Consider the following 25,811-nt stretch of genomic DNA (forward strand, 5'->3'; position numbering starts at 1 on the left):
ATTATAATAAACTAATTAATCAAAACACAATGAAGAAAATTTTATTCACTCTTTTATGCTCCCTCTTTCTTTTCACCGCCTGCTCCGATGACGATGAAAGAAGTGAAGCAGCCCCCTATCTCCGAATACCGGAGATAGCGCAATCGCTACATTACTTGAAAGACGTTCAAAGGGAAAACATAAAAATAGAAACGAACTGTGAAGACTGGACTATCACATCTGATAAAGACTGGTGCGATGCGCACCGTATCAGCAGTAACCCGCAGATGTTCCGTTTGGCATTGGACGAAAACAATGAACTGAACCTGCGTGAAGCCAAACTTACCCTGAAAGCAAGCGGAATTACGGAAACGATTACAGTGAAGCAACTCGGAACCCAACCGGCTATCCTCGTGAGCCCCGAAAAACTGGACAATCTATCCGACACAAAAAATAATTATGAATTGGTAATCACTACCAATGTATCCAGTTTCAAATGGGATATTCCTGAAGAAGACAAAACCTGGCTTTCAATAAGTGAAGCACCGGTGGAAGACCTTACACGTGCCATGATAGACAGCAAGTACATACTTACTGTACAAAGTAATATCGAAATGAAAAAACGTTCTTCTACCATCATATTCACAGGTACAGGAAATGAAGAGGAACATCCTACGGCAGAGCTTCCCATTACTCAAAAGAAACGTTCTACAGATGCGGGCGACGTTGAAGTTGGAGAAGATATTAAAATCAAGCCAAACAATGGATGGGCAAGTTCGGAACAGACGGACCCTCAAGCAATCTCACATGCTTTCGATGGCTATACAGACGACAATCATTGCTACCATACCCAATGGGGTGCAAACGCTGAAAATATCTTCCCTTTAAATCTGGAATTCTATTTTGATGGGACACAGGATATGGACTACGCCCTATTTTACCCTAACGGAAATGGCAAATTCGAAAATATAGATTTATATTACCTTGATGGTGGTTCACCTATCACTTTCAATCAAGATTCTCGGCCTGAAACCTGTCCGTCAACAGGCAGAACCTGGGTGAAAATCAAGTCATATAAGCTCCAAAACATATCAAGTGAGCAAAAAATAATGTTTCCCGAACGACTGACAAATGTACTTGGTATCCGATTTGTCGTAAATTCTACATACAGTGGTGATAAAGCTGCTTGTAATGAAATGGAATTCTGTCGTAGCAACGCCTCATTCCTTGATGCACAACTATTGGCCGTTTTCAAAGACATCACTTGTTGCGAGTTGAATGACAATGTTACAGACGATGACATCAACAGCCTGCCCGGATACTTTGCACAACTGGCTTTCCAAATCAAGGAAGGAACTTATACCGACTGGGAAAAGAAATTCCGCATCCAGGATTACAGTCCATACAGCGATGTATTCCAAACAGCCGATGCCATGTTAATAAAAAAATATGGTAACCAGGATAACATTACAGGTATACATGTAGAGGCGGGAGACAACATCATTGTATTGGTAGGCGATACACATAATAATGAAATCTCTCTTCAGGTACTTGGAGAAGAAACCGTCAATAGTGATAACGGAGCGTATGTACAGACAGAATCGCCAACATCGGCTCAAACAATTCAACTGACCAAAGGAGTCAATAAGGTCGCAATAGATAAAGCAGGTATGCTCTTTATCTTATATACAGCCGATCCTACCAATGTACAAAACCAACCTATCCGTGTACATATCCCTTATGCAAGTGGAAAGGTCAGTGGATTCTTCGATTTGGATACGGATAAAACAGACGCTAAATATACAGAACTACTTGATAAGGCAGATTACAAATACTTCGGTGTACGAGGAAAAGAAATCATATTCTACTTCCATACATCAGAACTAAGGAAAGTAGCACCTAACAATATTGTGGCAGCTATTAACCTATGGGACGATATTGTCGGCTGGGAGCATGAGATTATGGGCTTTAACGGTGACTTACGCAAAAGATATAATAATCATATCTTTGCCATTTCACCCGAAGGCAGCTATATGTGGCAGTCTGAATACAGGGTAGGATTTGTATATACCTATCTCGAAAACATTCTGTTACCTGAAAACGTAAAAGCAAAAGAAGACAATGCCTGGGGACCTGCGCATGAAATCGGACATATCCATCAAAAAGCAATTAACTGGCCGGGATGTTCCGAATCATCCAACAACTTATTCTCCAATTATGTCATCCACAAAATGGGTCAATATCATTCACGGGGGTACGGACTTTGCCGTGTCGCAAAGACACGATTCGTAGACAATGCTCCATGGGTTACATTCGGAGAAGCTACGCATCAAAATGAGGATACGGAAATACATATGCGTATGTACTGGCAATTATTCATCTATTATCATCTATGCAAAGACAATAAAAACTTCTGGCCTGAGGTATTTGCCAAGATGCGCGAGAAATATGCCGGAGTTTATACGGAAAGTAATCCGGGTAAATCACAAATGATGTTTGTAGAAGCCGTATGTGAAACAGCTAAGGAAGACCTAACCGATTTCTTTGACTTTTGGGGATTCTTCACACCAGTAGATGATCTAAAAATCGAGCAGTACGGTACATTCACCTACACGGTTACAGAAAGTATGATAAGTACAACGAAATCGAGCATTTCCAAGTATAAGAAAGCGGCTCCCATCCAGTATATCGAAGACCGGAAGAAAGAGTGGTTCGAACCGGGTCCTAACGAATATCGTGATAAGGAATCTGGTGATGTCGGTTATTATACGCAGTTCCAGGGAACAAGCGCTACATTCAATAACGATGAGGTAACCGCTACTATATCAGGAAAGGAAATCACCGTAGCTTCAAATGTAGGAAGCAAAGCTGTGGCATTTGAGGCCAGAAAAGGAAACAGCAGTGATGGGGAACTCGTTTATTTCTCCAATGACTTCAAGTTCACTCTCCCCGACAATATTAAAACGAGTGAAGTGAGACTATGGGCTGTTCAGGCGGATGGTGCCCGAAAGAGTATTAAAGTGAATTAGAATACCCGACTAACACAAGACACTATTATATAAACAAAGGACTACTCCATTTAAAAGATGGAATAGTCCTTTGTTTTTAAGCCTCTTTAGAATAATATCAAAATCATTCGATAATCTTTGCATCCTCAATATCGTCATCATGTGATATCGGAGTCTGTGGACGGCGACGTGCAAACTTAAACCAGTTTATCAACTCGGAAAGCGAATAAACCAAACTGCTGATACCGATAATAATAAAAGCAGTATTACGTGCTCCCGTCGGATTGAACAAAGCAACGATACCCGCAATAAGAATCAGGGAAGGAATCAGATAAAATGCTCCCGGAACAGGCATCCAACGACGAGCGGCAGACAGAGAAGCAATCTGTTGCACACCACCCATAATCAAGATAAATCCTAACAGGAACATCAGCACATCCGCAAAGAACTCCGGCATCATAATCAGCCAAAGCCCGAACAATAAACTACCGATTCCTTCAATCGGGAAACGGGGGGCGATTTCATCTTTCGTCCTTTTCCGCCCGAAAAAGCTGAAAAGACTGATAACACCGGGAATCAAAAAAGCGACTCCTACCGTGATAACGATATAACTGGCAGCCGCATTCGGCCAAATCACCAAGACCAAACCTATCACGAGTGCAAAGAGAATGCGAATAAGGGAATAATTCATTGTTTTCATAAATTCTATATTTTTTAACCAAGTCAGTTCCAATACTTTTGCGAATATAAGTGTTTCTACTGATATATAAAAATAACAAATAAACATTGTAATAAGTTCGTAACAAATCCGTTATAGCTATTACATCTCACTTAGATATTTTTGCAGAAAATTAAAAACAGATTCTTCATCATGAAATCAAGCGAAACAAAAAAGAAGTGTCCTTATGTTGAGCGTGACATCAGTTGGATGTATTTCAACCAACGTATCTTACTCGAAGCTGCCCGTACGGAAGTTCCTTTACTGGAACGGCTGACTTTTCTTGGCATCTATTCAAACAATCTCGACGAGTTCTTCCGTGTCCGTGTCGCTACCTTAAACCGGATTATAGAGTACAACGATAAGAATATACAGAAAGAACAGGAAATCGCCGCACACACCCTGAAACAGATAGGCAAACTGCACAACCGTTACTACGAACAGTTTGAAGAAACGTTCGCCTCTATCATGGAAGAACTGAAAAAAGAAAATATTTACGTTATCAAAGAAACGGAAATGAACGATGAACAGAAAACCTTCATCACTTCTTTCTATCGCAACAAGCTGAATGGTTCCACCACCCCGCTTTTCCTTAACGGTCCCCGCCAACTGGACGACCAGACAGATGAGGATATTTATCTCGCCATCCGCTTGCTGCGCAAAGATGAGACAGGAAAAATAAAAGAGAAGGATTATGCAGTCATCCAGTTGCCGGTCGGAGAATTCGGGCGCTTCATCCAACTGCCCGAATCGGAAGGAAAGACTTATCTTATGTTTCTCGATGACGTCATCCGCTACTGCCTGCCTATGATTTTTGTCGGAATGAAATATACCGATTATGAAGCATACACCTTTAAGTTCACCAAAGATGCCGAAATGGAAATAGACAGTGATTTGCGGACGGGCGTACTTCAGAAAATCTCCAAAGGAGTGAAAAGTCGCAAGAAAGGTGAACCTCTCCGTTTTGTGTATGACGAGCAAATGCCCAGGGACTTGCTAAAAAGGCTGACTGACCGTCTGAATATAGGCAAGAACGATACCCGTGTAGCGGGTGGGCGTTATCATAATTTCAAAGATTTAATGAAATTTCCGGTCTGTGGTCACAATCATCTGAAATACCCTGTTTGGGAACCTATTTTCAAGCCCGAGCTTAATGGTGCGGAAAGCCTGCTGACTCTGATTCGTCAGAAAGACCGCTCGCTGCATTATCCTTATCATAGTTTTGATACCTTCATCCGCGTACTGCGCGAAGCTGCTATCAGCAAAGAAGTGAAAAGCATCAAGACAACACTTTATCGGCTGGCTAAAGACTCCAAAGTAATTAAGGCATTGATTTGTGCAGCAAAGAACGGCAAGAAGGTGACGGTAGTCATCGAATTACTGGCACGTTTTGACGAAGCTTCGAATATCAATTGGAGCAAAAGGATGCAGGATGCAGGAATCCATGTAATCTTCGGAGTGGAAGGGCTGAAAATTCACTCCAAACTCGTACACATCGAAACGCGCCACGGAGACATTGCCTGCATCAGTACGGGGAACTTCCACGAAGGAAACGCATGCATGTACACCGATTATACCATTATGACCGCCCACCGTCCCATTGTCCGGGAAGTAAATGCCGTATTTGACTTTATCGAGAAGCCATACACGCCCGTTAATTTCAAAGAGTTGCTCGTTTCTCCCAATGATATGCGTAAACGGCTGATTACTCTTATCAATAAGGAGATAAAGAACAAGGAACAGGGAAAAGATGCCTATATCCTTGCCAAAGTAAATCACATAACGGACCGCGCACTCATCGAAAAGTTATACGAAGCCTCAGCAGCAGGAGTTAAGATAGAATTGGTTGTACGCGGCAACTGTTCTTTGGTACCGGCTGTTCCGGGCGTCAGTGAGAATATACATATCAATGGAATTATAGACCGTTATCTTGAACACTCACGCATTTTCATTTTCGCCAATGGCGGAGAAGAGAAATATTATATCGGTTCGGCAGACTGGATGCCACGAAACTTGGACAACCGCATTGAAGTGCTGGCTCCTGTGTATGATAAAGAGATACAGGCGGATTTAAAACGAATCGTCTGTTACGGATTTCAGGATACAGCCAAAGGACGCATAGTAGACGGGATGGGAACCAACCAGGCATGGAATTTTCCGTTCACTCCTCCACTAGACGAGAAAACGATATCACCTTTCCGTTCACAAGAAAAATTATATAACGAATACAAGAACACATTATGATAAATATGAAGAAAGTTAATTATGCAGCAATCGACATCGGTTCCAACGCTGTACGATTATTGATAAAATGCGTAAACGAAGAAAATGCGCCCGAACTTATGAGTAAGGTACAACTCATCCGTATCCCGTTGCGACTGGGAGAAGACGCTTTCACAACAGGTGTTATTTCGGCAGAAAAAGAGAAGAAGCTGGTACGGCTGATGAAAGCCTACAAGCAATTGATGAAAATATATGATGTAGTGGATTACCGCGCCTGCGCCACATCCGCTATGCGCGACGCCCGAAACGGCAAGGATATCGTCCGACAGATAGCGAGGAAAACAGGAATTCGCGTGAACATTATCGACGGACAGGAAGAAGCGCATATTGTATATGACAATCACATCGAACAACTGTTTGCATCCGGACAGAATTATCTATATGTAGATGTTGGCGGCGGTAGTACGGAAATTAACCTTATCAGTAACGGAGAATTGAAAAACTCCCGTTCATATAATATAGGTACAGTCCGTATGCTTAGCGGCATGGTGAAAGAAGAGGAAAAGGAAGCGCTACGTACCGACCTGATTGGTATTGCCACGGAATATGCGCCAGTCAGCATTATCGGTTCGGGCGGAAATATCAATAAACTCTTCCGTCTCGCTGAAAAAAAGGACAAAAAGGCTTCTCTCCTGCCCGTTGAATCGCTGCGTAAAGTTTATATGGCTTTACAAGCCCTCCCTACCGAGCAGCGCATCAAGCAATACAAACTGAAACCGGATCGGGCAGATGTAATTGTTCCGGCAGCAGAGATATTTCTTGAAGTAGCGACTTATGTAAAAGCTACCGATATCATTGTACCTACTATCGGATTGTCCGATGGTATCATTGACAGCCTATACACACAACATATGAATTTACCACCTGCTTCGCATAATTCTACGTCTCCGATTAAATGAATTTATCCCTTATATTACATACTCTTATTCGTCTGACAGTTGTCAAACTTCCGTCTGACAGTTGTGTTTCTTTCGTCTGACAGCTGTTAGACGAAAAAAATACAACTGTCAGACGAATAAAGTCTTGCATAATGAATATTAATTCTTCGCAACCTAAGGATTAGTTCATAGAGAAAACAGCCGGAAAATAGTTCATTCTCCGGCTGTCGACTCATATTAAAAAAGAAGATTAGTATTTTATTACCTTATCACTGCTCGAAGGCGTACTATACCAATCGGCATTGGTACTCTGATCATGTGCCCAGTCCGCAAACTTAGCATAGGCGTCCGTTATCACAGTTCTTTCCATCGGATAAGCAAATTTATCGGGGACACAAAGAGCCCACGTGTTATTGACTGCCTTGATAACCTCAAGTACATTACTATCTGCCAACTGACCATTCGCTGTTGCCGAATTAAATTGGTTCAAATGAACCTCCGTTCTTTTTTCACCAATCCCCTGATAAGCTATGAAGAAATCCAAATTATTTGTTACACTGGGAATGGATACGGCATTTTTAAGTTTTACCGTCACTTCAAGGGTATATATATCTGTAAGAGACGTACTTGCATTTCCTGTATTCAACATAGGACGTTGTGCACCTGTATATCCATAGACATAATGCGCATCTCCAAACAAAGGTATGACAAGTTCACTGCCATTCGTTTCATAAGACGCATTTTCAAATATACGTGAAGCAGACAAAGAGCCGGCCCGTTGAGTTGCGCCTGCACCAAAGTCCACCGCTTCCACATTGCTCTTATTTATTCCCAGTATTCTTAATCCGGCTCCCAATTGCTTCACGGCACCCACAGCACGAAGGTCAACTGTATATTTTAATTCTTTCACCTCATTGCCGGCAGCGGGTAAAGCCACATTCAATACAATATCATTGAAGTCATAGTCACCTGCTTTGGGGTAGTTATCTTCAAAAGCATATGAATATACGGCTTTTCTAATCTCCACATCGTCGGGATTATCATCAGAGCCATAACCTTCTTTTATGCATCCATTTTCATCCTCATCAGCAGGAAGCAGAAAATCCGCTTTTCCCGGATTGCAATAGGTAGCGGAGTTTTGCAGTCCCTTATACACCAGCCAATCAAAAGCAGACCATTCCCACGGTGCCGTTCCATGAGAGGTCTGGTCTTTTATTTCGCAAATAATATTATTCGTTATTTTAAAATCTGAATATGGCAATTCTGAAACATTACCTATTATTTCATCAATCTTCAATAAAGCCTTCCCAACAGTAGGGCCAAAGATATATTTGCATAAATCAGCCTTCTCACAAACCAACATGGATTGTGCTTCCATCTCAATCTTGCCATTACTCCCATTTCTGCTCAGTTCCCCGCAGATAGCCTCAGAAGTATGTCCCATCAGAAGTTCTCCAAACTGGAATCTATTTTCGACTTTGATGTGACAGCCATTTTTGATAGATGTATTATTGTTACCCTCTATGTCTTCAGCTTCAATAGTTCCATGATTCACCAGCACCATGCCATTGGTAGAAGCCATATACTTATCTAGTTCAAGTTCTCCATAATTATAAAATTCACCTACCCCTCCATTAAAATCTAAAACCGAACAATCAATCTTTCCCGCATTGTAGTTCTTGCATCCGGCAGATCCGTTTGTTATTCGAATATCTCCATCACCTTTGATACTTCCACCTTTCAACACAGTTATATATGAAGCGGCAGTTAATATTAAACTTGCATCATTATCTATTTCTATTTTTCCTCCATCTTCTACTATAATCTCTGTGATATTATCAAACTGAACAGAATTATTAATTACCCATGTACTGCCATTGGGAATAATTACTTTCACGGCCTGAGCTCCCCCGCTAGTTCCGCTATTCTTAAATCCTGCCTTGAAAGTTTTCTCTTCCTCAATCTTAAACCAACGCTCACTCTGCCCGAAAACAGGGTGTTGCTTATAGTTATCACCCCATCCGGAGCTTGCACCAAGATCCCACCCTGATTGAATTTCAGTGGCAGTTTCCTTTTTACTACTAATAAACTCTGCTATATAAGGAGCTTCCATAGTAGGTATTGTCCCCATTATTACACCGCGAGACGCAGAACGTGCAGATATATCCTTATCTCCAAAATATGCTCTTACCTCTCCATTTTGAATGGTTACCGGCTGCACAAGATAATGTCCTTCCGTATCTACACGCGCAACAAATACTTTATCGAGTGCAGTCGCACAGTCCATCACAACATCAAAAGAGGTACTTTGATTCACGCTACCTTCCGCTAACAGTTTGGCATTGCTTTCCGGATTTAACGGATTTGCATCAAATATCCGTATCGGATAATCTTTTCCCAAGTCAGCGTCCACCGCCACGTGTGCAGTTACACTGCGGGACATAGTCCAGTCTCCGTCAGGATCGATATTCTTTACAGGAAAAGTTTCTTCGTAAATCTGTCTCAGTTGGTCTGCGTTAAACAAGTTTTTCTCATTATCCACACAACTGGTAAAAACGGCAGAGGTTGCCAATAACGAAAAAGTTAGTGCTTTTGCAATGTTTTGTTTCATAATCCCTTAATTCTTTAGTTCGTTTTATTTATGCGAAAAAATCTATTACCCTTAATACGCTGGTAATCTGCTTGCAAAGATAGTCGTATTTGCAGATATTAAATAAAAAAAGGCTGTATTTTTCAATACAGCCTCCATCTTTTTTTCACGTTCGCATCAAAAAGGGAAAAGTAAAGGTAAAACGAAAATCATCACAATTCCCATAATAATCTGTAACGGCAATCCTACTTTGACATAATCCATAAAGGTATATTGCCCGGCAGGCATCACTAACGCGTTAGGTGGTGTAGAGAACGGAGAAGCAAAGCACATACTTGCTCCCACCGTCACAGCAAACAGGAAAGGAAGCGGACTAACCCCTATCTGTAGGGCACTTTGCAAAGCAATCGGCGCAAGCAGTACTGCCGTAGCGGTATTACTGATAAACATAGTCATCAATGAGGTTGTAAAATAGATACCTGCCATTAACGCTAGAGGCCCATAAGAACCCAAACCACTGACTAACGTATTGGATATATACTCCGAAGCCCCTGTTTTCTCCAAAGCCAAGGACATGGGAAGCATGGCGGCAATCAGCACGATACTTTCCCAATTAATTGTTTTATAAGCGGCTTCTACATTACGGAAGCATCCGGTCAGTACCATCAATATGCCTGCTATCATAACCGCAGTGACCGGAGCAACAGGAATAAAGTCGAATACCATCATTGCCACCATCAACACCATGATAGAGGCAGCTACCGGAGCCTTATAGTCTAAAGTAACTTTAGCCGCTTCTGCCAAAGGCTGTCCTAAAACAACCCAATCGGAATCTTCTTTGCTAAGGCGGGCTATGTTGTTCCATGTGCCCTGCACTAAAAGAACATCACCGCTATGAATCCGTTCATTGCCTAAATCCTGCAATAAATATTCTTTCTTACGACGAATACCCAATACATTTACATTATACAAATCACGGAATCCCGCTTCTTTAATAGTCTGATTTATCAGATTGGACGCCGGCATCAAGACTATTTCCGCAATTCCGATATCATAAAATTCAAGAGAATTAGCAGAGTTCTTCGTTTCCTCCGTTGCATGGTCGCCCAATATTTCCAGCAGGTATTCTTCGGCAAACAGTTGAACCTTCTCAAAATCGCCTGTTATATATAGAATATCTTCTGCCTGGAGTACTGTATCCGGCGCCGCAAACTTCTGTGTAATCGTTTTCAGAAAGCGATGTTGCGATGCATCCCCACGACGGACTTCTATAATATTCAGCCCATATTTGCGTCGGATATCCAAATCAATGATTGTTTTTCCTAAAAGGCGGGAATCTCCTATCACCTGCAAACGGAACAAATTGCTCGAAAGCCCATATTCATTTACCAATTGCTTCAGGGATTTGCCTAAGCGTGAATTGTCGTTTTTCTTTCCTTTCTTAGAAAGAAACCATTTGCTAAGCGGCATCAGTACCAACGTACCGACAGCTACACAAACAAGACCTACCGGCAAGAATGAAAAGAAAGAGAGCGGTTCGAGTCCTGCCGAAGTCAGTGTGTTTTGTATCACAAGGTTCGGGGGAGTACCGATTAAGGTCATCATACCACCCATGCTGCTTGCAAAAGCCAACGGCATCAACAGCCGGCTCGGATTCATTCCGGCGCTCATTGCTAAACTGACTACAATAGGAAGCATCAACGCCACCGTTCCGGTATTACTGACAAACGCACCGATGGCAGAAGTCACCAACATCACCAGTAGAAACAGGCGGGTTTCACTCGTTCCCGCAAGTTTAAGAATACGGGAACTTATCATTTTTGCCAGCCCTGTCTGGAAAATAGCCCCGCCTACCACAAACAATCCGATCATCATAATGACTACCGAATTGGAAAAACCGGAAAGGGCTTCATCAGGGGTTAATATCTGAAAAATAAGTAAGGCCACCAACGCACAAAGTGCCACAATATCCGAACGAATCTTGCCATTCACGAAAAAGATAGCCGAAAGAACGAGAATAATAATGGTTATTAACATAAGTAATTAAATGATTGTTTTATTCTGACTTTATCAAAAATCAATTTGGATAGACAAAAATAGAAAATACTTCCACTCGATGAAAACAAATTAGATAAGTTTTTAGTTCGTAATACCAAACAAGAAAAAAACAACACCATAAGTAACGGAATTGCTGATATTATATTATTACAGCCATACAATATATCGCTGAACCATAATATATTTATGTATAATATTTTGAGAATTACGTAAGAATTCATATCTTTACAGCCTATTTATAACAAACATTTTATGGCAAACAATAGTTTATTAGTTTACTGGATTAGCGGTTCCCATTGGGGTCTTAATTATTTACTGATAATAATTTTACTCCTTATTATCTGCATCTTGTTACACAGAATTTACAAACTACGCAAAGCTATAGAAAAAACAAATCACTCTTATCGCTTCTCATTCGACATTCTCGATAATCTTCCCTTTCCTATCATAGTAAAAGACATTACAAATGATTTTCGATACTACTATTGGAACAAAGAGTCGAGTATCGAATCAGGAATCAGCAGTGAAGACGCTATAGGGCGTACTGACTATGAAATATACGGAGAAGAACAGGGAGAAAGATACCGCAACATTGACAATGAGCTAGTAAAAGAAGGTAAAATTTATCGCGGAGAAGAGAAATATCTCACTCCGGACGGGATAGTACACGACACTATTGTCGTGAAATCAGTCATCTCGTGGGAAGGGGAGAAAAAATGGTTGTTGGCAATCCGTTGGGACATTACCCAACTCAAGAATTACGAAAGAGAACTGGAGGCTGCCAAAGAGCAATTGGAGAAAGCATTGAGAAAGCAGAAACTTGCTCTGAAAAGTATCGACTTCGGGCTTATCTATATTGACAAAAATTACCGTGTGCAATGGGAAGAGACAACACAAATCACCAGTCTGGTAAAAGGAAGACGATATATTCCGGGAAAAATCTGCTACCAGACCAGTGCGCTCCGAAATGAACCTTGCGGGCAATGTGCTTTCAAAAAGGCAATTGAACAAGGAAAAATTATCCGGCATACAATCAGAGTGGACAATGTAGACTTTGAGGTAACGGCAACTCCCGTATTCAATGATAAAAACAATACTGAAATCATCGGCGGATTACTCCGTTTCGAAAATATCACCGAGAAATTAAAAATAGACAGGATGCTACAAGAGGCAAAGGAAAAAGCAGAGGAATCCAATCGGCTGAAATCAGCTTTCCTTGCCAACATGAGCCATGAAATACGTACACCACTGAACGCTATCGTCGGATTCTCTGAAATGATTTGCCAGTCGCAGGAAGAGGAAGAAAAACAGGAATTCATGAAAATCATCTCCAGTAACAATATATTGCTATTGCAGTTGATTGATGATATTCTCGACCTGTCGAAAATTGAAGCGGGTACTATGGAGTTTACATTAGCCCCGACTGATATCAATGAATTGATGGACGGTATCTGCCGGCAAATGCAGGAAAAGAATCCCTCGCCGGACGTACAAATCATGTTTACGGAAAAGGCAGAGCAGTGCATTCTCAACACTGACCGCGTTCGCTTATCGCAAGTGATTATAAACTTCACCAACAATGCCATGAAGTTTACCCCGAAGGGAAGTATCCAAATGGGATACCGGATTGAAGAGGAAAAAGGTGATATATATTTTTATGTAAAAGATACAGGAATCGGAATTCCTGCTGATAAGACAGACAAGGTATTTGAACGCTTTGTCAAATTGAACTCTTTCATAAAAGGAACGGGACTCGGATTGGCTATCTGCCGTATTATTGTGGAACGATTGGGCGGAGTGATCGGCGTAGATTCCAAAGAAGGGGAAGGTTCTTGTTTTTGGTTCAGGATTCCGATACGGGAGATTATTGTGAAATAATAAAACTGTCCTGCACTTTTCTTATGAAACTTGCAGGACAGTCATTTATTCTCTTAACAGACAGGGAAGGCGATTAAAGTGCAGTCTCCAATATCTCACGGGCAACAGTTCCCGTCACAGTTCCATTCTCTCCATATTTAACGCCACGTTCATTGAAGCGGCGTTCAATTTCGAGGATAGTCTCCTGCCCTATGTTTTCTTCATGCAGGCGGGTAGTCAGCCCCAGTGAACGGAAAAAGTCTTCCGTACAACAAATCGCTTTGTCAATACGTTCTTCTCTCGTGCCGGAAGTGATTCCCCATACTCTTTCACCGTATTGTACCAACTTATCGCCTTTTGCTTCACGAAGCACTTGCAGGGTAGCAGGAAGAACGATTGCCAGTGTATGACCATGTGTCAGTCCGTGCAATGCGGTGATTTCGTGACCAATCATATGAGTCGCCCAATCCTCGGATACTCCCATGGCAATAAATCCATTCAGTGCCATTGTAGCCGAAAGCATAAAGTCTGCCATCAGTTGATAATCATGCTGATTCTCACGGATTTTGGGGGCTATTTCCACCAATGTTTGCAGAATTCCTTCCGCCCAGCGATCCATGATACGGCTCTGTCCGGGAGTAGTCATATATTGTTCCATCACATGAACAAAGGTGTCTGACAGTCCGCATGCTACCTGATGGGGTGGCAGCGTAAAAGTTACTTCCGGGTCAAGGATGGAGAATACCGGGTAATTGGCATAGAAAGGATATTTCTCCTTTGTTTCACGACGGGAAATCACTGCTCCGTTATTCATTTCGGAGCCGGTAGCAGGAAGAGTCAATACAGTAGCAAGCGGCACTGTATGAGTGGCAGGACGTCCGGCAAGCACCAAGTCCCAGGCATCACCGTCATACAGGATACCTGCGGAAATCAATTTCGTACCGTCAATCACGGAACCGCCGCCAACAGCCAATAAATAATCTACTTTCTCTTCTTTGCCCAAAGCAATCGCCTTACGGAGCGTTTCAATGGCAGGATTGGGTTCAATCCCCCAAAACTCTACGGTAAAATGATTCTTCAATGCTTCCTTTACCTGGTCGTACACACCATTTTTCTTCACGCTTCCGCCACCGAAAGTAATCATAATACGTTTGTCGGACGGAATTTCTTTAGCCAACCGGGCAATCATCCCATGACCCACCATCAGTTTCACGGGATTTTGAAAAATAAAATTTTCCATATCTTGTCTCTTGTTCTTATTTGGTTTTATCAGTTACTATCCTTGCAAAGATACTCGAATTATCCGAAACCTTTCAGAATCAAGCTACAAATTGTTGCGCAATGGAAGGAACCATAGCCGACAGCCAAGGTTTCATATCCTCTGCCACTAGTAACCAATAAAGCAATAATATAACAAAAATGGCAATAGCGATGCCTACTAAGACTTTTCTCTGTTTCATACTTGTTTTTGTTTAAAAATTCAATATTTATAAGAACAGTTCAGGCTTGAAATTGTTTCTATAATCAGAAAAATGAAGGCAAAAGAGAAAAAAAGTAATATTTTGTTTGCAGTTTCAAACAAAGTGTCTATATTTGTCCCCATAAAATAACAAAAGACAATGAGAACAATGTTAGTAAATACATATTGGTGGTGGCGCCCGTTACAACTCCGACAGTCGTAAGGGAGCAGTGCTCGTATGTATATACCTCATTAAAGATATAACAGATTTGAAAGAGCCCTGTCGCAGCTTGCGACAGGGCTCTTTTTATTTGCCCGTCTTCGAACAAAATCAAATAGTAACATAAAAATAGATAGGATTATGAAAAGTTTTTTAGTTGACCAGGATGGCTATTACGGAGAATTCGGTGGTGCTTACGTACCGGAGATTCTCCACAAATGTGTAGAGGAACTGAAGAATAAGTACCTCGAAGTAATTGAAAGTGAAGACTTCAAGAAAGAATTCGACCAGTTGCTGCGTGACTACGTAGGACGCCCTTCCCCACTCTATCCGGCGAAACGCCTTTCTGAAAAATATGGTTGCAAACTGTATCTGAAACGGGAAGACCTGAACCATACGGGCGCTCACAAAATCAACAATACAATCGGGCAGATTCTGTTGGCGCGTCGCATGGGAAAGAAACGTATCATCGCCGAAACAGGAGCCGGGCAACATGGTGTGGCAACCGCTACCGTATGTGCGCTAATGGATATGGAATGTATCGTTTATATGGGAAAACTGGACATAGAACGCCAGCACGTCAACGTAGAGAAAATGAAGATGTTGGGAGCAACCGTGATTCCCGTCACTTCAGGAAACATGACTCTGAAAGATGCCACAAACGAAGCTATCCGCGACTGGTGCTGCCATCCCGCTGACACTTATTACATCATCGGCTCTACCGTCGGTCCTCATCCTTATCCTGATATGGTGGCACGTCTGCAATCCGTCATCAGCAAAGAAATCAAAAAGCAACTGCAAGAAAAGGAAGGACGCGATTTTCCCGACTATCTGATAGCCTGTGTAGGCGGCGGAAGCAATGCTGCCGGAACGATCTATCACTATATCAATGACGAACGGGTAGGCATCATCCTAGCGGAAGCCGGGGGTAAGGGGATAGAGACAGGAATGACTGCCGCCACCATCCAACTCGGAAAAATGGGAATCATCCACGGTGCACGTACTTACGTCATTCAAAACGAGGATGGACAGATTGAAGAGCCCTACTCTATTTCTGCCGGACTGGATTATCCGGGAATTGGCCCGATACATGCCAATCTCGCCGCACAAAGACGCGCCAACGTGTTGGCCATCAACGATGACGAAGCCATAGAAGCCGCCTACGAGTTGACCAGACTGGAAGGGATTATCCCTGCACTCGAATCGGCTCATGCACTGGGTGCCTTGAAAAAGCTGAAGTTCAAACCGGAAGATGTAGTCGTACTCACGGTTTCGGGACGAGGTGATAAGGATATCGAGACGTATTTATCTTTCAACGAAGAGCAATAGGAGAACCAGCCAAATCGAATTTATAACTTGTAATTAATAAAAGCAGAGATGAAAACATTTAATTATACTACCCATAGCAAACAGGTGCTCGGAGATATGCATACTCCCGTCAGCATCTACCTGAAAGTGCGCGATATGTATCCGCAATCTGCATTAATGGAAAGTTCCGATTATCATGCCGGAGAGAACTCTCTATCATTTATCGCCCTTTGTCCATTGGCAAATATCGGCGTGAATTGCGGTATCGTTACAGCTAATTACCCGGACGGCAGCCGTACAGAAGAGCCGCTGACTAAAACATTCACCGTGGAAAAAGCCATGAACCGCTTTATCAGCCAGTTCCAAGTGAGTGGAGAAAACAAAAATGTATGCGGGCTTTATGGATATACCACTTTCAACGCCGTGAAGTATTTCGAGCATATCCCGGTGAAAGAAAGTCACGATGAAGAGAACGACGCACCGGATTTGCTATACATATTATATAAGTATATCATCGTTTTCAACCATTTCAAGAATGAATTGACATTGGTAGAGATGGCGTCCGAGGGAGAAGAAAGCGGCCTGCCGGAACTGGAAGCAGCCATCGAAAACAGGAATTACGCTTCTTACAATTTCTCAGTGACAGGCCCTGTCACCAGTCCCATCACAGACGAAGAGCATAAGGCGAATGTCCGTAAAGGAATCGCACACTGCATGCGTGGCGATGTTTTCCAAATCGTACTTTCCAGAAGATTTATCCAGCCATACGCCGGAGATGATTTTAAAGTTTACCGCGCGCTCCGCAGCATTAACCCCTCTCCTTATCTTTTCTATTTCGACTTCGGCGGATACCGCATCTTTGGTTCTTCACCTGAAACACACTGCAAGATTGAAGAAGGCAGGGCGTATATCGACCCGATCGCAGGAACTACCCGCCGTACCGGAGATGTCGTAAAAGACCGTGAACTGACTGAAGCGTTACTTGCCGACCCGAAAGAGAATGCGGAACACGTGATGCTGGTAGATCTCGCAAGAAACGACCTTTCCCGCAATTGCCATGATGTACGGGTGGTATTCTACAAAGAGCCGCAATATTACAGTCATGTCATCCATTTGGTAAGCCGTGTCAGCGGCGCACTGAACGAGGGAGTGGATAAAATAAAAACATTTATCGACACGTTCCCTGCCGGCACATTAAGCGGCGCACCGAAAGTCCGCGCCATGCAACTAATCAGCGAAATCGAGCCCCACAACCGTGGAGCGTATGGCGGGTGTATCGGTTTTATCGGCTTGAACGGTGAATTGAACCAGGCCATCACTATCCGCACGTTTGTGAGCCGCAACAATGAACTATGGTTTCAGGCCGGAGGCGGTATTGTGGCACGCAGTCAGGATGAATATGAATTGCAAGAGGTGAATAACAAGTTGGGAGCGTTGAAAAAGGCTATTGATTTGGCTGTAAAATTAAAAAATTAAGTGAAAGACAAAGGAAACGATTTGAGCAACAATTTTACAAAGACTAGAAAAAAATGAAAATATTACTTTTAGATAACTATGACTCTTTCACCTACAACTTGCTGCACGCAGTGAAAGAACTGGGAGCTACGGATGTAGAAGTAGTCCGCAATGACCAAATAGAGCTTGACGAAGTAGAACGGTTCGATAAAATCATCCTGTCTCCCGGCCCGGGCATACCCGAAGAAGCAGGATTGCTGTTACCTATTATCAAAAGGTATGCTCCGACAAAAAGCATTCTGGGCGTTTGTCTGGGACATCAGGCCATCGGCGAAGCTTTCGGGGCACATTTGGAAAACCTGACAGAAGTATATCACGGAGTACAGACTCCGGTCAGTATCCTCTGCCCGGATATACTTTTTGAGGGATTGGGGAAGGAAATTCCCGTCGGACGATATCACTCCTGGGTAGTGAGTCGGGAAGTTTTTCCCGATTGCCTGGAAATAACGGCAGAAAGTAAGGAAGGGCAAATCATGGCACTACGCCATAAAACTTATGACGTACATGGCATCCAATTCCATCCCGAATCGGTATTGACTCCTCAGGGAAAAGAAATTATCAAGAACTTCTTAAACGATTAAAGTTATGAAACAGATTCTATATAAGCTTTTTGAGCATCAGTATTTGGGACGCGATGAAGCCCGTACTATCTTACAAAACATCGCACAAGGAAAATATAATGATGTACAGGTGGCTTCGCTAATCACGGTTTTCCTGATGCGCAATATTTCCGTTGAAGAATTATGCGGTTTCCGCGATGCATTGCTTGAGATGCGCGTTCCGGTAGATTTGAGCGAGTTTGCTCCGATAGATATCGTAGGAACAGGCGGTGACGGGAAAAATACATTCAACATTTCTACGGCTTCTTGTTTCACTGTTGCCGGAGCAGGCTTTCCGGTGGTGAAGCATGGTAATTATGGAGCAACGTCAGTCAGTGGTGCCAGCAATGTGATGGAACAGCATGGCGTGAAGTTTACCAGTGATGTAGACCAATTGCGTCGCAGTATGGAGCAGTGTAATATTGCTTATTTGCATGCTCCTTTGTTCAATCCGGCCTTGAAGGCGGTCGCTCCGGTGCGTAAGGGACTGGCAGTGCGTACTTTCTTCAATATGCTCGGCCCGTTGGTGAATCCGGTATTGCCGGCTTATCAGCTTTTAGGAGTTTATAATCTTCCGCTGCTGCGTCTTTATACCTATACTTATCAGGAAAGTAAAACGAAGTTTGCCGTCGTTCATAGTTTGGACGGATATGATGAAATCTCCCTGACCAACGAATTTAAAGTAGCAACCAGTGACCACGAAAAGATTTATACTCCTGAAAGTCTCGGATTCTCCCGCTATAAAGACACCGATTTGGATGGTGGGCAAACACCCGAAGATGCCGCGAAAATCTTTGATAACATCATGAATAATACAGCGACTGAAGCTCAAAAGAATGTGGTGGTTATCAACTCTGCTTTTGCCATCCATGTAGTTTGTCCGGAGAAAACAATTGAGGAGTGTGTTGGCATGGCTAAAGAGTCACTGGAAAGTGGACGGGCATTAACAACTTTGAAGAAATTCATTGAATTAAACAGTTAAAATATGAAAGATATATTATCCGAAATTATAGCCAACAAACGATTTGAAGTAGACCTGCAAAAGCAGGCTATTTCTATCGAACAGTTGCAGGAAGGTATCAGCGAGGCTCCGGTTATTCGCTCCATGAAACAGGCATTGGCTTCTTCAAAGTCGGGCGTGATTGCAGAATTCAAACGACGTTCTCCGTCTAAAGGATGGATAAAGCAAGACGCCCGTCCGGAAGAAATTGTTCTCTCCTATGCAACAGCAGGTGCTTCCGCCCTTTCTATCCTCACCGATGAGAAGTTTTTCGGGGGAAGCCTGAAAGATATTCGTATCGCACGCCCTTTGGTAGAGATTCCTATTCTAAGAAAGGATTTCATCATTGACGAATATCAGCTTTATCAGGCAAAAATTGTCGGTGCGGATGCAGTGCTTCTTATCGCAGCCGCGCTTGAACAGGAAAGATGTAATGAACTTACAGAGAAGGCACATTCTTTGGGACTGGAAGTTCTGCTGGAAATCCACAGTCCGGAAGAGTTGTCGTATATTAATGAAAAGATAGATATGGTAGGAATCAACAATCGTAACTTGGGAACTTTCTTCACCGATGTGGAAAACTCGTTCCGGTTGGCCGGACAACTTCCCCAAGACGCGGTATTGGTATCCGAAAGCGGTATCTCCGATCCTGAAATCGTAAAACGTCTCCGGACAGCCGGATTCCGCGGATTCCTGATCGGTGAAACATTTATGAAAACTGAGCAACCGGGAGAAACTTTACAGAATTTCCTGCAAGCCATACAATAAACTAATTATTCAAAACGGACAGTCCTATGATCAACGGAAAAATTATCAAAGTATGTGGAATGTGTGAAGCTGAAAACATACGGGATGTAGAATCACTTGAAGGCATTGATATGCTGGGATTTATCTTTTATCCCAAATCTCCCCGATATGTCTACGAGCTTCCGGCTTATCTCCCTATCTACACCCGACGTGTCGGAGTTTTTGTGAATGAAGACAAGCAGATGGTCAGCATGTATGCCGATCGTTTCGGACTGAACTATGTGCAACTGCACGGAACCGAATCACCGGAATACTGCCGGTCATTGCATATGGCGGGATTGAAAATCATCAAAGCCTTTTCAATAGCCCGTCCCAAGGATTTGGCAAAGGTATATGAGTATGAAAAGGTCTGCGACTTGTTCCTGTTCGATACGAAATGCGAACAGTATGGTGGTTCGGGCAATCAGTTCGACTGGAGTATCCTGCACACGTACAACGGGCAGGTACCTTTCTTATTAAGCGGTGGCATCAATCCTTACAGTGTCAATGCGCTGAAAGAATTCAAGCATCCCCGACTGGCCGGATATGATCTCAACAGCCGTTTTGAACTAAAACCGGGAAAGAAGGATACGGAACGTATCCGGACATTCCTGAATGAACTAAAATCATCATTTTAAATTTCCAATAATCATGAATAGAATTAATCAACTTTTCAATAGCAATAAGAAAGATATACTTTCCATTTATTTCTGTGCAGGTGATCCGACATTAGACGGTACTGCCGATGTAATCCGTACACTCGAAAAGCACGGAGTCAGTATGATTGAAATCGGGATTCCCTTCAGTGATCCGATGGCGGATGGCATTGTTATTCAAAATGCCGCTACCCGGGCACTGCGTAACGGCATGTCCCTGAAACTCCTTTTCGAACAATTGCGTGATATTCGCAAGGATGTGAAAATACCACTTGTATTTATGGGTTACCTGAATCCGATCATGCAGTTCGGATTTGAGAACTTCTGTCGCCAATGCATGGAATGTGGTATCGACGGAGTGATTATTCCCGACCTTCCCTTCCGAGATTATCAGGAACAATACCGCATCATCGCCGAACGTTATAACATCAGAGTTATCATGCTTATCACACCGGAAACCAGCGAAGAGCGTATACGTGAAATCGACGCACATACAGACGGCTTCATCTACATGGTTTCATCCGCAGCAACCACCGGAGCACAACAGGACTTTAACGATCAGAAGCGGTCTTACTTCAAAAAGATAGAAGATATGCATCTGAACAATCCATTGATGGTAGGATTCGGTATCTCGAACAAAGCAACTTTCAAGGCGGCCTGCGAACATGCTTCGGGAGCAATCATCGGTAGCAAATTTGTCACTCTGCTCGAAGAAGAAAAAAATCCGGAGAAAGCCATTCTCAAATTGAAAGAAGCACTGAAATAAATAAGGATAATCAACAGCAAGCAGTTAAAGTAACCGGAACGGATTTGTTCGCACAGCCATCCGGCCTTTAACTACTTACTTTTAAAGACACAGGCGCTTTTTCTTTTAAATCATCAGATAAGTCCGTATAAATATTCAGGTTTAAAACATTTCAATCTAATCTACAAACAAATTCATCATTTACTATTCATAATATCCAATTAATCGGTATCTTTGTCAGCGTTTTAACAGAAATTCAACGGTTATGAAAGTAGATACTCCCTCTGTTTTGTTAATTTATACGGGTGGAACTATCGGAATGATAGAAAATCCTGAAACTGGTGCTTTAGAGAATTTCAATTTCGACCATCTGCTCAAGCATGTTCCCGAACTGAAAAGATTCAACTATCGTATCTCTTCCTATCAATTCGAACCACCTCTCGACTCTTCGGATATGGAGCCTGCTTATTGGGCAAAACTGGTGAAGATTATCAATTATAACTACGATTATTTTGATGGTTTTGTTATCCTTCATGGAACGGACACCATGGCTTACACTGCTTCTGCCTTAAGCTTTATGCTCGAGAACCTAAGCAAACCTGTTATTCTCACCGGCTCGCAACTTCCTATCGGAACTTTACGGACGGATGGAAAAGAAAATCTCATCACCGCTATTGAAATCGCCGCTGCCAGGAACCCGGACGGCACTGCCATCGTTCCCGAAGTATGCATATTCTTCGAGAATCACTTGATGCGTGGTAACCGTACTACCAAAATAAACGCGGAAAACTTTAATGCGTTCCGGTCTTTTAATTACCCGCCACTGGCACGGGTAGGTATTCATATTAAATATGAGCCTAACCTTATCCGTAAGCCCGACCTTACCAAGCCTTTAAAACCGCATTATCTATTTGACACAAATGTGGTTATACTGACACTTTTTCCCGGTATCCAAGAGAGTATCGTAACTTCTCTCCTACATGTTCCCGGATTGAAAGCGGTGGTAATGAAAACTTTCGGGTCAGGAAACGCGCCACAAAAAGAGTGGTTTATCCGCCAACTGAAGGAAGCTACCGAACGGGGGATTATTATCGTGAACATCACCCAATGTGCTTCAGGAGCGGTAGAGATGGGACGCTATGAGACAGGGATGCATCTGTTGGAAGCGGGTGTCATCAGTGGATACGATAGTACCCCTGAATGTGCCATAACCAAACTCATGTTTTTATTGGGACACGGATTATCCAACCAAGACATCCGATACAAAATGAACTCCTGTCTAATAGGTGAAATCACCAAGCCCTAAGAAATAAACAGATTTAGTACAATCCTCTAACTTTCGTTTTACAGATTCCTGTAAAAGAGAATGTTAGGGGATTTCTTTTGTATTCATACAGAGCCTTAAACAATCCTAACGTAGCCAAAGTGAAACCAAAACGGAAGTAGAGTTGTTTTCATTACATAAAATAGAGAAAAACACATCTTTAATATAAGATATGCGACTATTTTTGTATAAGATTTGGTTACAAACAATCAAGCAATATTACAGTATGATGAAAAAAACAATTCAATTTGTGCCAATCATTGCTATTGCAATGGCAGGCACTGTGTCCAGTTGTGTCGATTCAGGAAAGGATTTATATGATCCGTCTTATGAAACACCTAACCCAATGGGTGACGGTTTTGCGGCTCCCGATGGTTTCGATTGGAACATGATGACAACCCAAAATGTATCAGTCGAAGTGAAAGATGAAGAAGGTGGTCTTTATGCTTATTTAGTAGAAATATACGCAGATGATCCTCTTGCCAACGAAAGTGCTTCCGCACTTACTACAATGACGGCTGACAAAGGCAATAACTTCAAAGTTACAGCCGCCATCAGTCTACTATCAACTCAAAAGGGGATTTACATCAAACAAATCGACCCTAGAGGACGTGAACAGGTATATCAATTCGATGTACCGGAAAACAGTGATAATATGACTTGTAAACTCTATTATGTAGAATCTGCCGCACAAAATAGAGCGTTGATGAGCCGTGCTGTCGCAACAAGAGGTATTTCTTTTGAAAAACCGGATTATTCTACGATACCGGATGGCGCTAAAGAAATTACAGAAATGAGCGGGACTACTTTACTGCGCGATGCATCCTACAAAATCACTTCTGATTATATCGGCACATTCAAATTTGATGGATATAATGGTGAGATTGCAACGAAAGTTTATGTAGATGCAAAATGGACTATTCCATCAAATTTTGAATTCCAAAACGGTATCGAAATCATCGTTATGGACGATGCTAAAATCCAAGCATCAGGAACAATGACATTTATCAGAAATTCTATGTTGACCATTATGGATCAGGGTAGCGTTGCGACTCAAAATATATCATTCACGAATGGCGAACCTGCCGCATTAAGAAACTGGGGTACACTGGCAGTAACAAATAATGCTACACTACACTCTGGTGCAGCTCTCTATAATAAAGGAACAATAACAAGTAAAGACATCTCAATCAATTCTAACACGCAAATTGTTAATGATAATAAGATTGAGCTTGAAGGCGAACTGAATCTTCCTTCTAACTTCTCATTAGAGAATAACGGAGAGCTTTATGGTAAAAAAATAATCGCCAATTCAGATGCTGTTATTACGAATACTAATATAATGGTATTTGAGACGATGAGCTTCACTAATACTACCGTCAACAATTCTTGTAGTATGGAAGCTACTACTTCTTTCTATGAAAACGGAGCTACGTTCAACTTCAATCAGGGATACCTCAAAGCACCCAAGATGGAATTTATGAATGGAACAGTAAACTTGAATGACGGTTCAATGCTAGACGCAACTACAAGCATAGATTTAAAAACTGGTCATGTTATTTTTTATGGAAAAGGTGAAAATGCTTCTATGATAAAATCTCCGGTAATAACCGGACAAGGTTTCACATATGACGGTAATTTGGCCATTGAATCTGATAACCATGTAGAAAAGAACCCATGGTGGAATAATTTCTACATACAGAATGGTGCATATATCACTAAAACAGGAGAATCCAAAACCGTAATCGAAGTTTGTACAGGTACTAAGAATAACGGAAACGAAGGTGAAGAACCTAAAGACCCTGACTATCCGATCATAGTAGATGACACTCGTAACTATGCATATTTATTCGAAGACCAATGGCCGCTATACGGAGATTATGATATGAATGACGTGGTTCTGATTATCAAAGAAAGAAAGATTTCGATTAATAAAGATAATAAGGCGCAGGAGTTTAAACTAAGTATTGACTTATCGGCTGCCGGAGCAACCAAGAGTATCGGAGCTGCCATCATGCTGGATGGCGTTCCTGCCAGTGCCATCACACAACCGGTAGAGTTCAGCGACAATTCGCTTATCCAAAACTTCAATGTGAATAATAACCGGATTGAAAATGGACAGGATTATGCGGTGATTCCGTTGTTTGACGATGCACATAGGACATTAGGGCTTAATCGCTACGAACAAATTAATACCATCAAAAACAGTTCAAACAATAAAAGTCCAAAGAATATTAGTTTCACAATTAAATTCAGTAATCCGATTTCTGTTGACGAGCTCAACATTAACAAGTTGAATGTTTTCATCTTTGTAGAAGGAAACAGAAACAACCGTAAAGAAATTCACGTTGCCGGTTATCAGCCAACCAAACTGGCGAATACTGATTTGTTCGGTGGAAATAACGATGACAGCTCTACTTCACGCAAGAGATATTACATCAGTAAAGAGAATCTGGCATGGGGAATTATGGTTCCGACCGAATTCCAATGGCCTTTGGAATATACGAACATCAAGAACGCCTACTCCCTGTTTGAAAGTTGGGTGACAAGTGGCGGTAGCAAGAATCAAGATTGGTGGAAGACTTTCGATTCCTCCAAAGTATACAAATAAAAACTAAACATGATTTGTTGACACGGATTTCATAAATAGTGGAGTCCGTGTCTTTCATTAAATTCCCGCCGATTTGCATTTTATAGAGAAAATTATACATATCATGAATTTTAGCTCCCTATATTGAGAGATTATTCTAAAATAATATCTATATTTGCACAGCGTCACAAATTTAATGTGACAGCAAACAAATCTATAAATCAATAACAAAGCAAGC

At 42.1% G+C, this 25,811-nt stretch carries 18 protein-coding genes; 13 read left to right on the plus strand and 5 right to left on the minus strand.

Annotation, left to right across the window (positions count from 1 at the left end):
* The first annotated feature begins 29 nt into the window (after nucleotides 1–29).
* On the plus strand, nucleotides 30–3,008 hold the full coding sequence (locus BQ7997_RS10945) for a M60 family metallopeptidase (protein ID WP_073346552.1): 2,979 nt from the start codon (nucleotides 30–32) through the stop codon (nucleotides 3,006–3,008).
* 103 nt (nucleotides 3,009–3,111) lie between these two features.
* On the opposite strand, the gene BQ7997_RS10950 is transcribed toward BQ7997_RS10945, so the two are convergent.
* The gene (locus BQ7997_RS10950) at nucleotides 3,112–3,687 is read right to left on the minus strand and encodes an HdeD family acid-resistance protein (RefSeq protein ID WP_022139217.1); all 576 of its coding nucleotides are present in this window, start codon (nucleotides 3,685–3,687) and stop codon (nucleotides 3,112–3,114) included.
* A 171-nt stretch (nucleotides 3,688–3,858) separates the two neighbouring features.
* On the opposite strand from BQ7997_RS10950, the gene BQ7997_RS10955 reads away from it, so the two are divergent.
* Both BQ7997_RS10955 and BQ7997_RS10960 read left to right on the plus strand, forming a co-directional pair.
* Nucleotides 3,859–5,949, plus strand: a complete 2,091-nt coding sequence (locus BQ7997_RS10955; RefSeq protein WP_073346216.1) for an RNA degradosome polyphosphate kinase — start codon at nucleotides 3,859–3,861, stop codon at nucleotides 5,947–5,949.
* Nucleotides 5,946–6,887, plus strand: a complete 942-nt coding sequence (locus BQ7997_RS10960) for a Ppx/GppA phosphatase family protein (protein WP_073346219.1) — start codon at nucleotides 5,946–5,948, stop codon at nucleotides 6,885–6,887. Before BQ7997_RS10955 ends, BQ7997_RS10960 begins: the two co-directional genes overlap by 4 nt.
* Before the next feature lie 229 nt (nucleotides 6,888–7,116).
* Here BQ7997_RS10960 and BQ7997_RS10965 read toward each other — a convergent pair whose 3' ends face one another.
* Both BQ7997_RS10965 and BQ7997_RS10970 read right to left on the minus strand, forming a co-directional pair.
* On the minus strand, nucleotides 7,117–9,477 hold the full coding sequence (locus tag BQ7997_RS10965) for an LruC domain-containing protein (protein WP_073346222.1): 2,361 nt from the start codon (nucleotides 9,475–9,477) through the stop codon (nucleotides 7,117–7,119).
* Nucleotides 9,478–9,633: 156 nt separating this feature from the next.
* A complete protein-coding gene (locus tag BQ7997_RS10970) occupies nucleotides 9,634–11,493 on the minus strand; it encodes an SLC13 family permease (protein WP_073346224.1) in 1,860 nt (619 codons plus the stop codon).
* A gap of 273 nt (nucleotides 11,494–11,766) precedes the next feature.
* Here BQ7997_RS10970 and BQ7997_RS10975 point away from each other — a divergent pair, with 273 nt between their 5' ends.
* Nucleotides 11,767–13,392 carry a sensor histidine kinase gene (locus BQ7997_RS10975; protein ID WP_073346227.1) on the plus strand — a complete coding sequence of 542 codons (1,626 nt, stop codon included), beginning with the start codon at nucleotides 11,767–11,769 and terminating at the stop codon, nucleotides 13,390–13,392.
* A gap of 73 nt (nucleotides 13,393–13,465) precedes the next feature.
* Here the strand turns inward: BQ7997_RS10975 and BQ7997_RS10980 are convergent, their stop codons facing one another.
* The gene (locus BQ7997_RS10980) at nucleotides 13,466–14,611 is read right to left on the minus strand and encodes an iron-containing alcohol dehydrogenase (protein ID WP_073346228.1); all 1,146 of its coding nucleotides are present in this window, start codon (nucleotides 14,609–14,611) and stop codon (nucleotides 13,466–13,468) included.
* 79 nt (nucleotides 14,612–14,690) lie between these two features.
* A complete protein-coding gene (locus BQ7997_RS25725) occupies nucleotides 14,691–14,831 on the minus strand; it encodes a hypothetical protein (protein WP_022137877.1) in 141 nt (46 codons plus the stop codon).
* 360 nt (nucleotides 14,832–15,191) lie between these two features.
* Between BQ7997_RS25725 and trpB the strand changes: the two genes are divergently transcribed.
* The 9 genes from trpB (at nucleotide 15,192) to BQ7997_RS11030 (ending at nucleotide 25,594) form a co-directional block, all read left to right on the plus strand.
* On the plus strand, nucleotides 15,192–16,379 hold the full coding sequence (trpB, locus tag BQ7997_RS10990; protein ID WP_073346231.1) for a tryptophan synthase subunit beta: 1,188 nt from the start codon (nucleotides 15,192–15,194) through the stop codon (nucleotides 16,377–16,379).
* A 48-nt stretch (nucleotides 16,380–16,427) separates the two neighbouring features.
* On the plus strand, nucleotides 16,428–17,834 hold the full coding sequence (locus tag BQ7997_RS10995; protein WP_073346233.1) for an anthranilate synthase component I family protein: 1,407 nt from the start codon (nucleotides 16,428–16,430) through the stop codon (nucleotides 17,832–17,834).
* A 53-nt stretch (nucleotides 17,835–17,887) separates the two neighbouring features.
* Nucleotides 17,888–18,454 carry an anthranilate synthase component II gene (locus tag BQ7997_RS11000; protein ID WP_073346236.1) on the plus strand — a complete coding sequence of 189 codons (567 nt, stop codon included), beginning with the start codon at nucleotides 17,888–17,890 and terminating at the stop codon, nucleotides 18,452–18,454.
* 4 nt (nucleotides 18,455–18,458) lie between these two features.
* Nucleotides 18,459–19,454 carry an anthranilate phosphoribosyltransferase gene (gene trpD, locus BQ7997_RS11005; protein ID WP_073346238.1) on the plus strand — a complete coding sequence of 332 codons (996 nt, stop codon included), beginning with the start codon at nucleotides 18,459–18,461 and terminating at the stop codon, nucleotides 19,452–19,454.
* Between the two features lie 3 nt (nucleotides 19,455–19,457).
* A complete protein-coding gene (trpC, locus tag BQ7997_RS11010) occupies nucleotides 19,458–20,240 on the plus strand; it encodes an indole-3-glycerol phosphate synthase TrpC (protein WP_073346241.1) in 783 nt (260 codons plus the stop codon).
* Between the two features lie 26 nt (nucleotides 20,241–20,266).
* Complete coding sequence (locus BQ7997_RS11015; protein WP_022137883.1) at nucleotides 20,267–20,896, plus strand: phosphoribosylanthranilate isomerase; 630 nt, start codon at nucleotides 20,267–20,269, stop codon at nucleotides 20,894–20,896.
* A 13-nt stretch (nucleotides 20,897–20,909) separates the two neighbouring features.
* Nucleotides 20,910–21,680 (plus strand): tryptophan synthase subunit alpha, encoded by a 771-nt coding sequence (trpA, locus tag BQ7997_RS11020; RefSeq protein ID WP_073346243.1) that lies wholly within the window; start codon nucleotides 20,910–20,912, stop codon nucleotides 21,678–21,680.
* A 244-nt stretch (nucleotides 21,681–21,924) separates the two neighbouring features.
* Nucleotides 21,925–22,965: an asparaginase gene (locus BQ7997_RS11025; RefSeq protein WP_022137885.1), complete on the plus strand. Its 1,041-nt coding sequence runs from the start codon at nucleotides 21,925–21,927 to the stop codon at nucleotides 22,963–22,965.
* Nucleotides 22,966–23,209: 244 nt separating this feature from the next.
* Entirely contained in the window at nucleotides 23,210–25,594 is a 2,385-nt protein-coding gene (locus BQ7997_RS11030; protein WP_073346555.1) for an LruC domain-containing protein, read from the plus strand.
* Nucleotides 25,595–25,811: the final 217 nt, after the last annotated feature.

The organism is Bacteroides congonensis, assembly GCF_900130125.1.
Classification (GTDB): domain Bacteria; phylum Bacteroidota; class Bacteroidia; order Bacteroidales; family Bacteroidaceae; genus Bacteroides; species Bacteroides congonensis.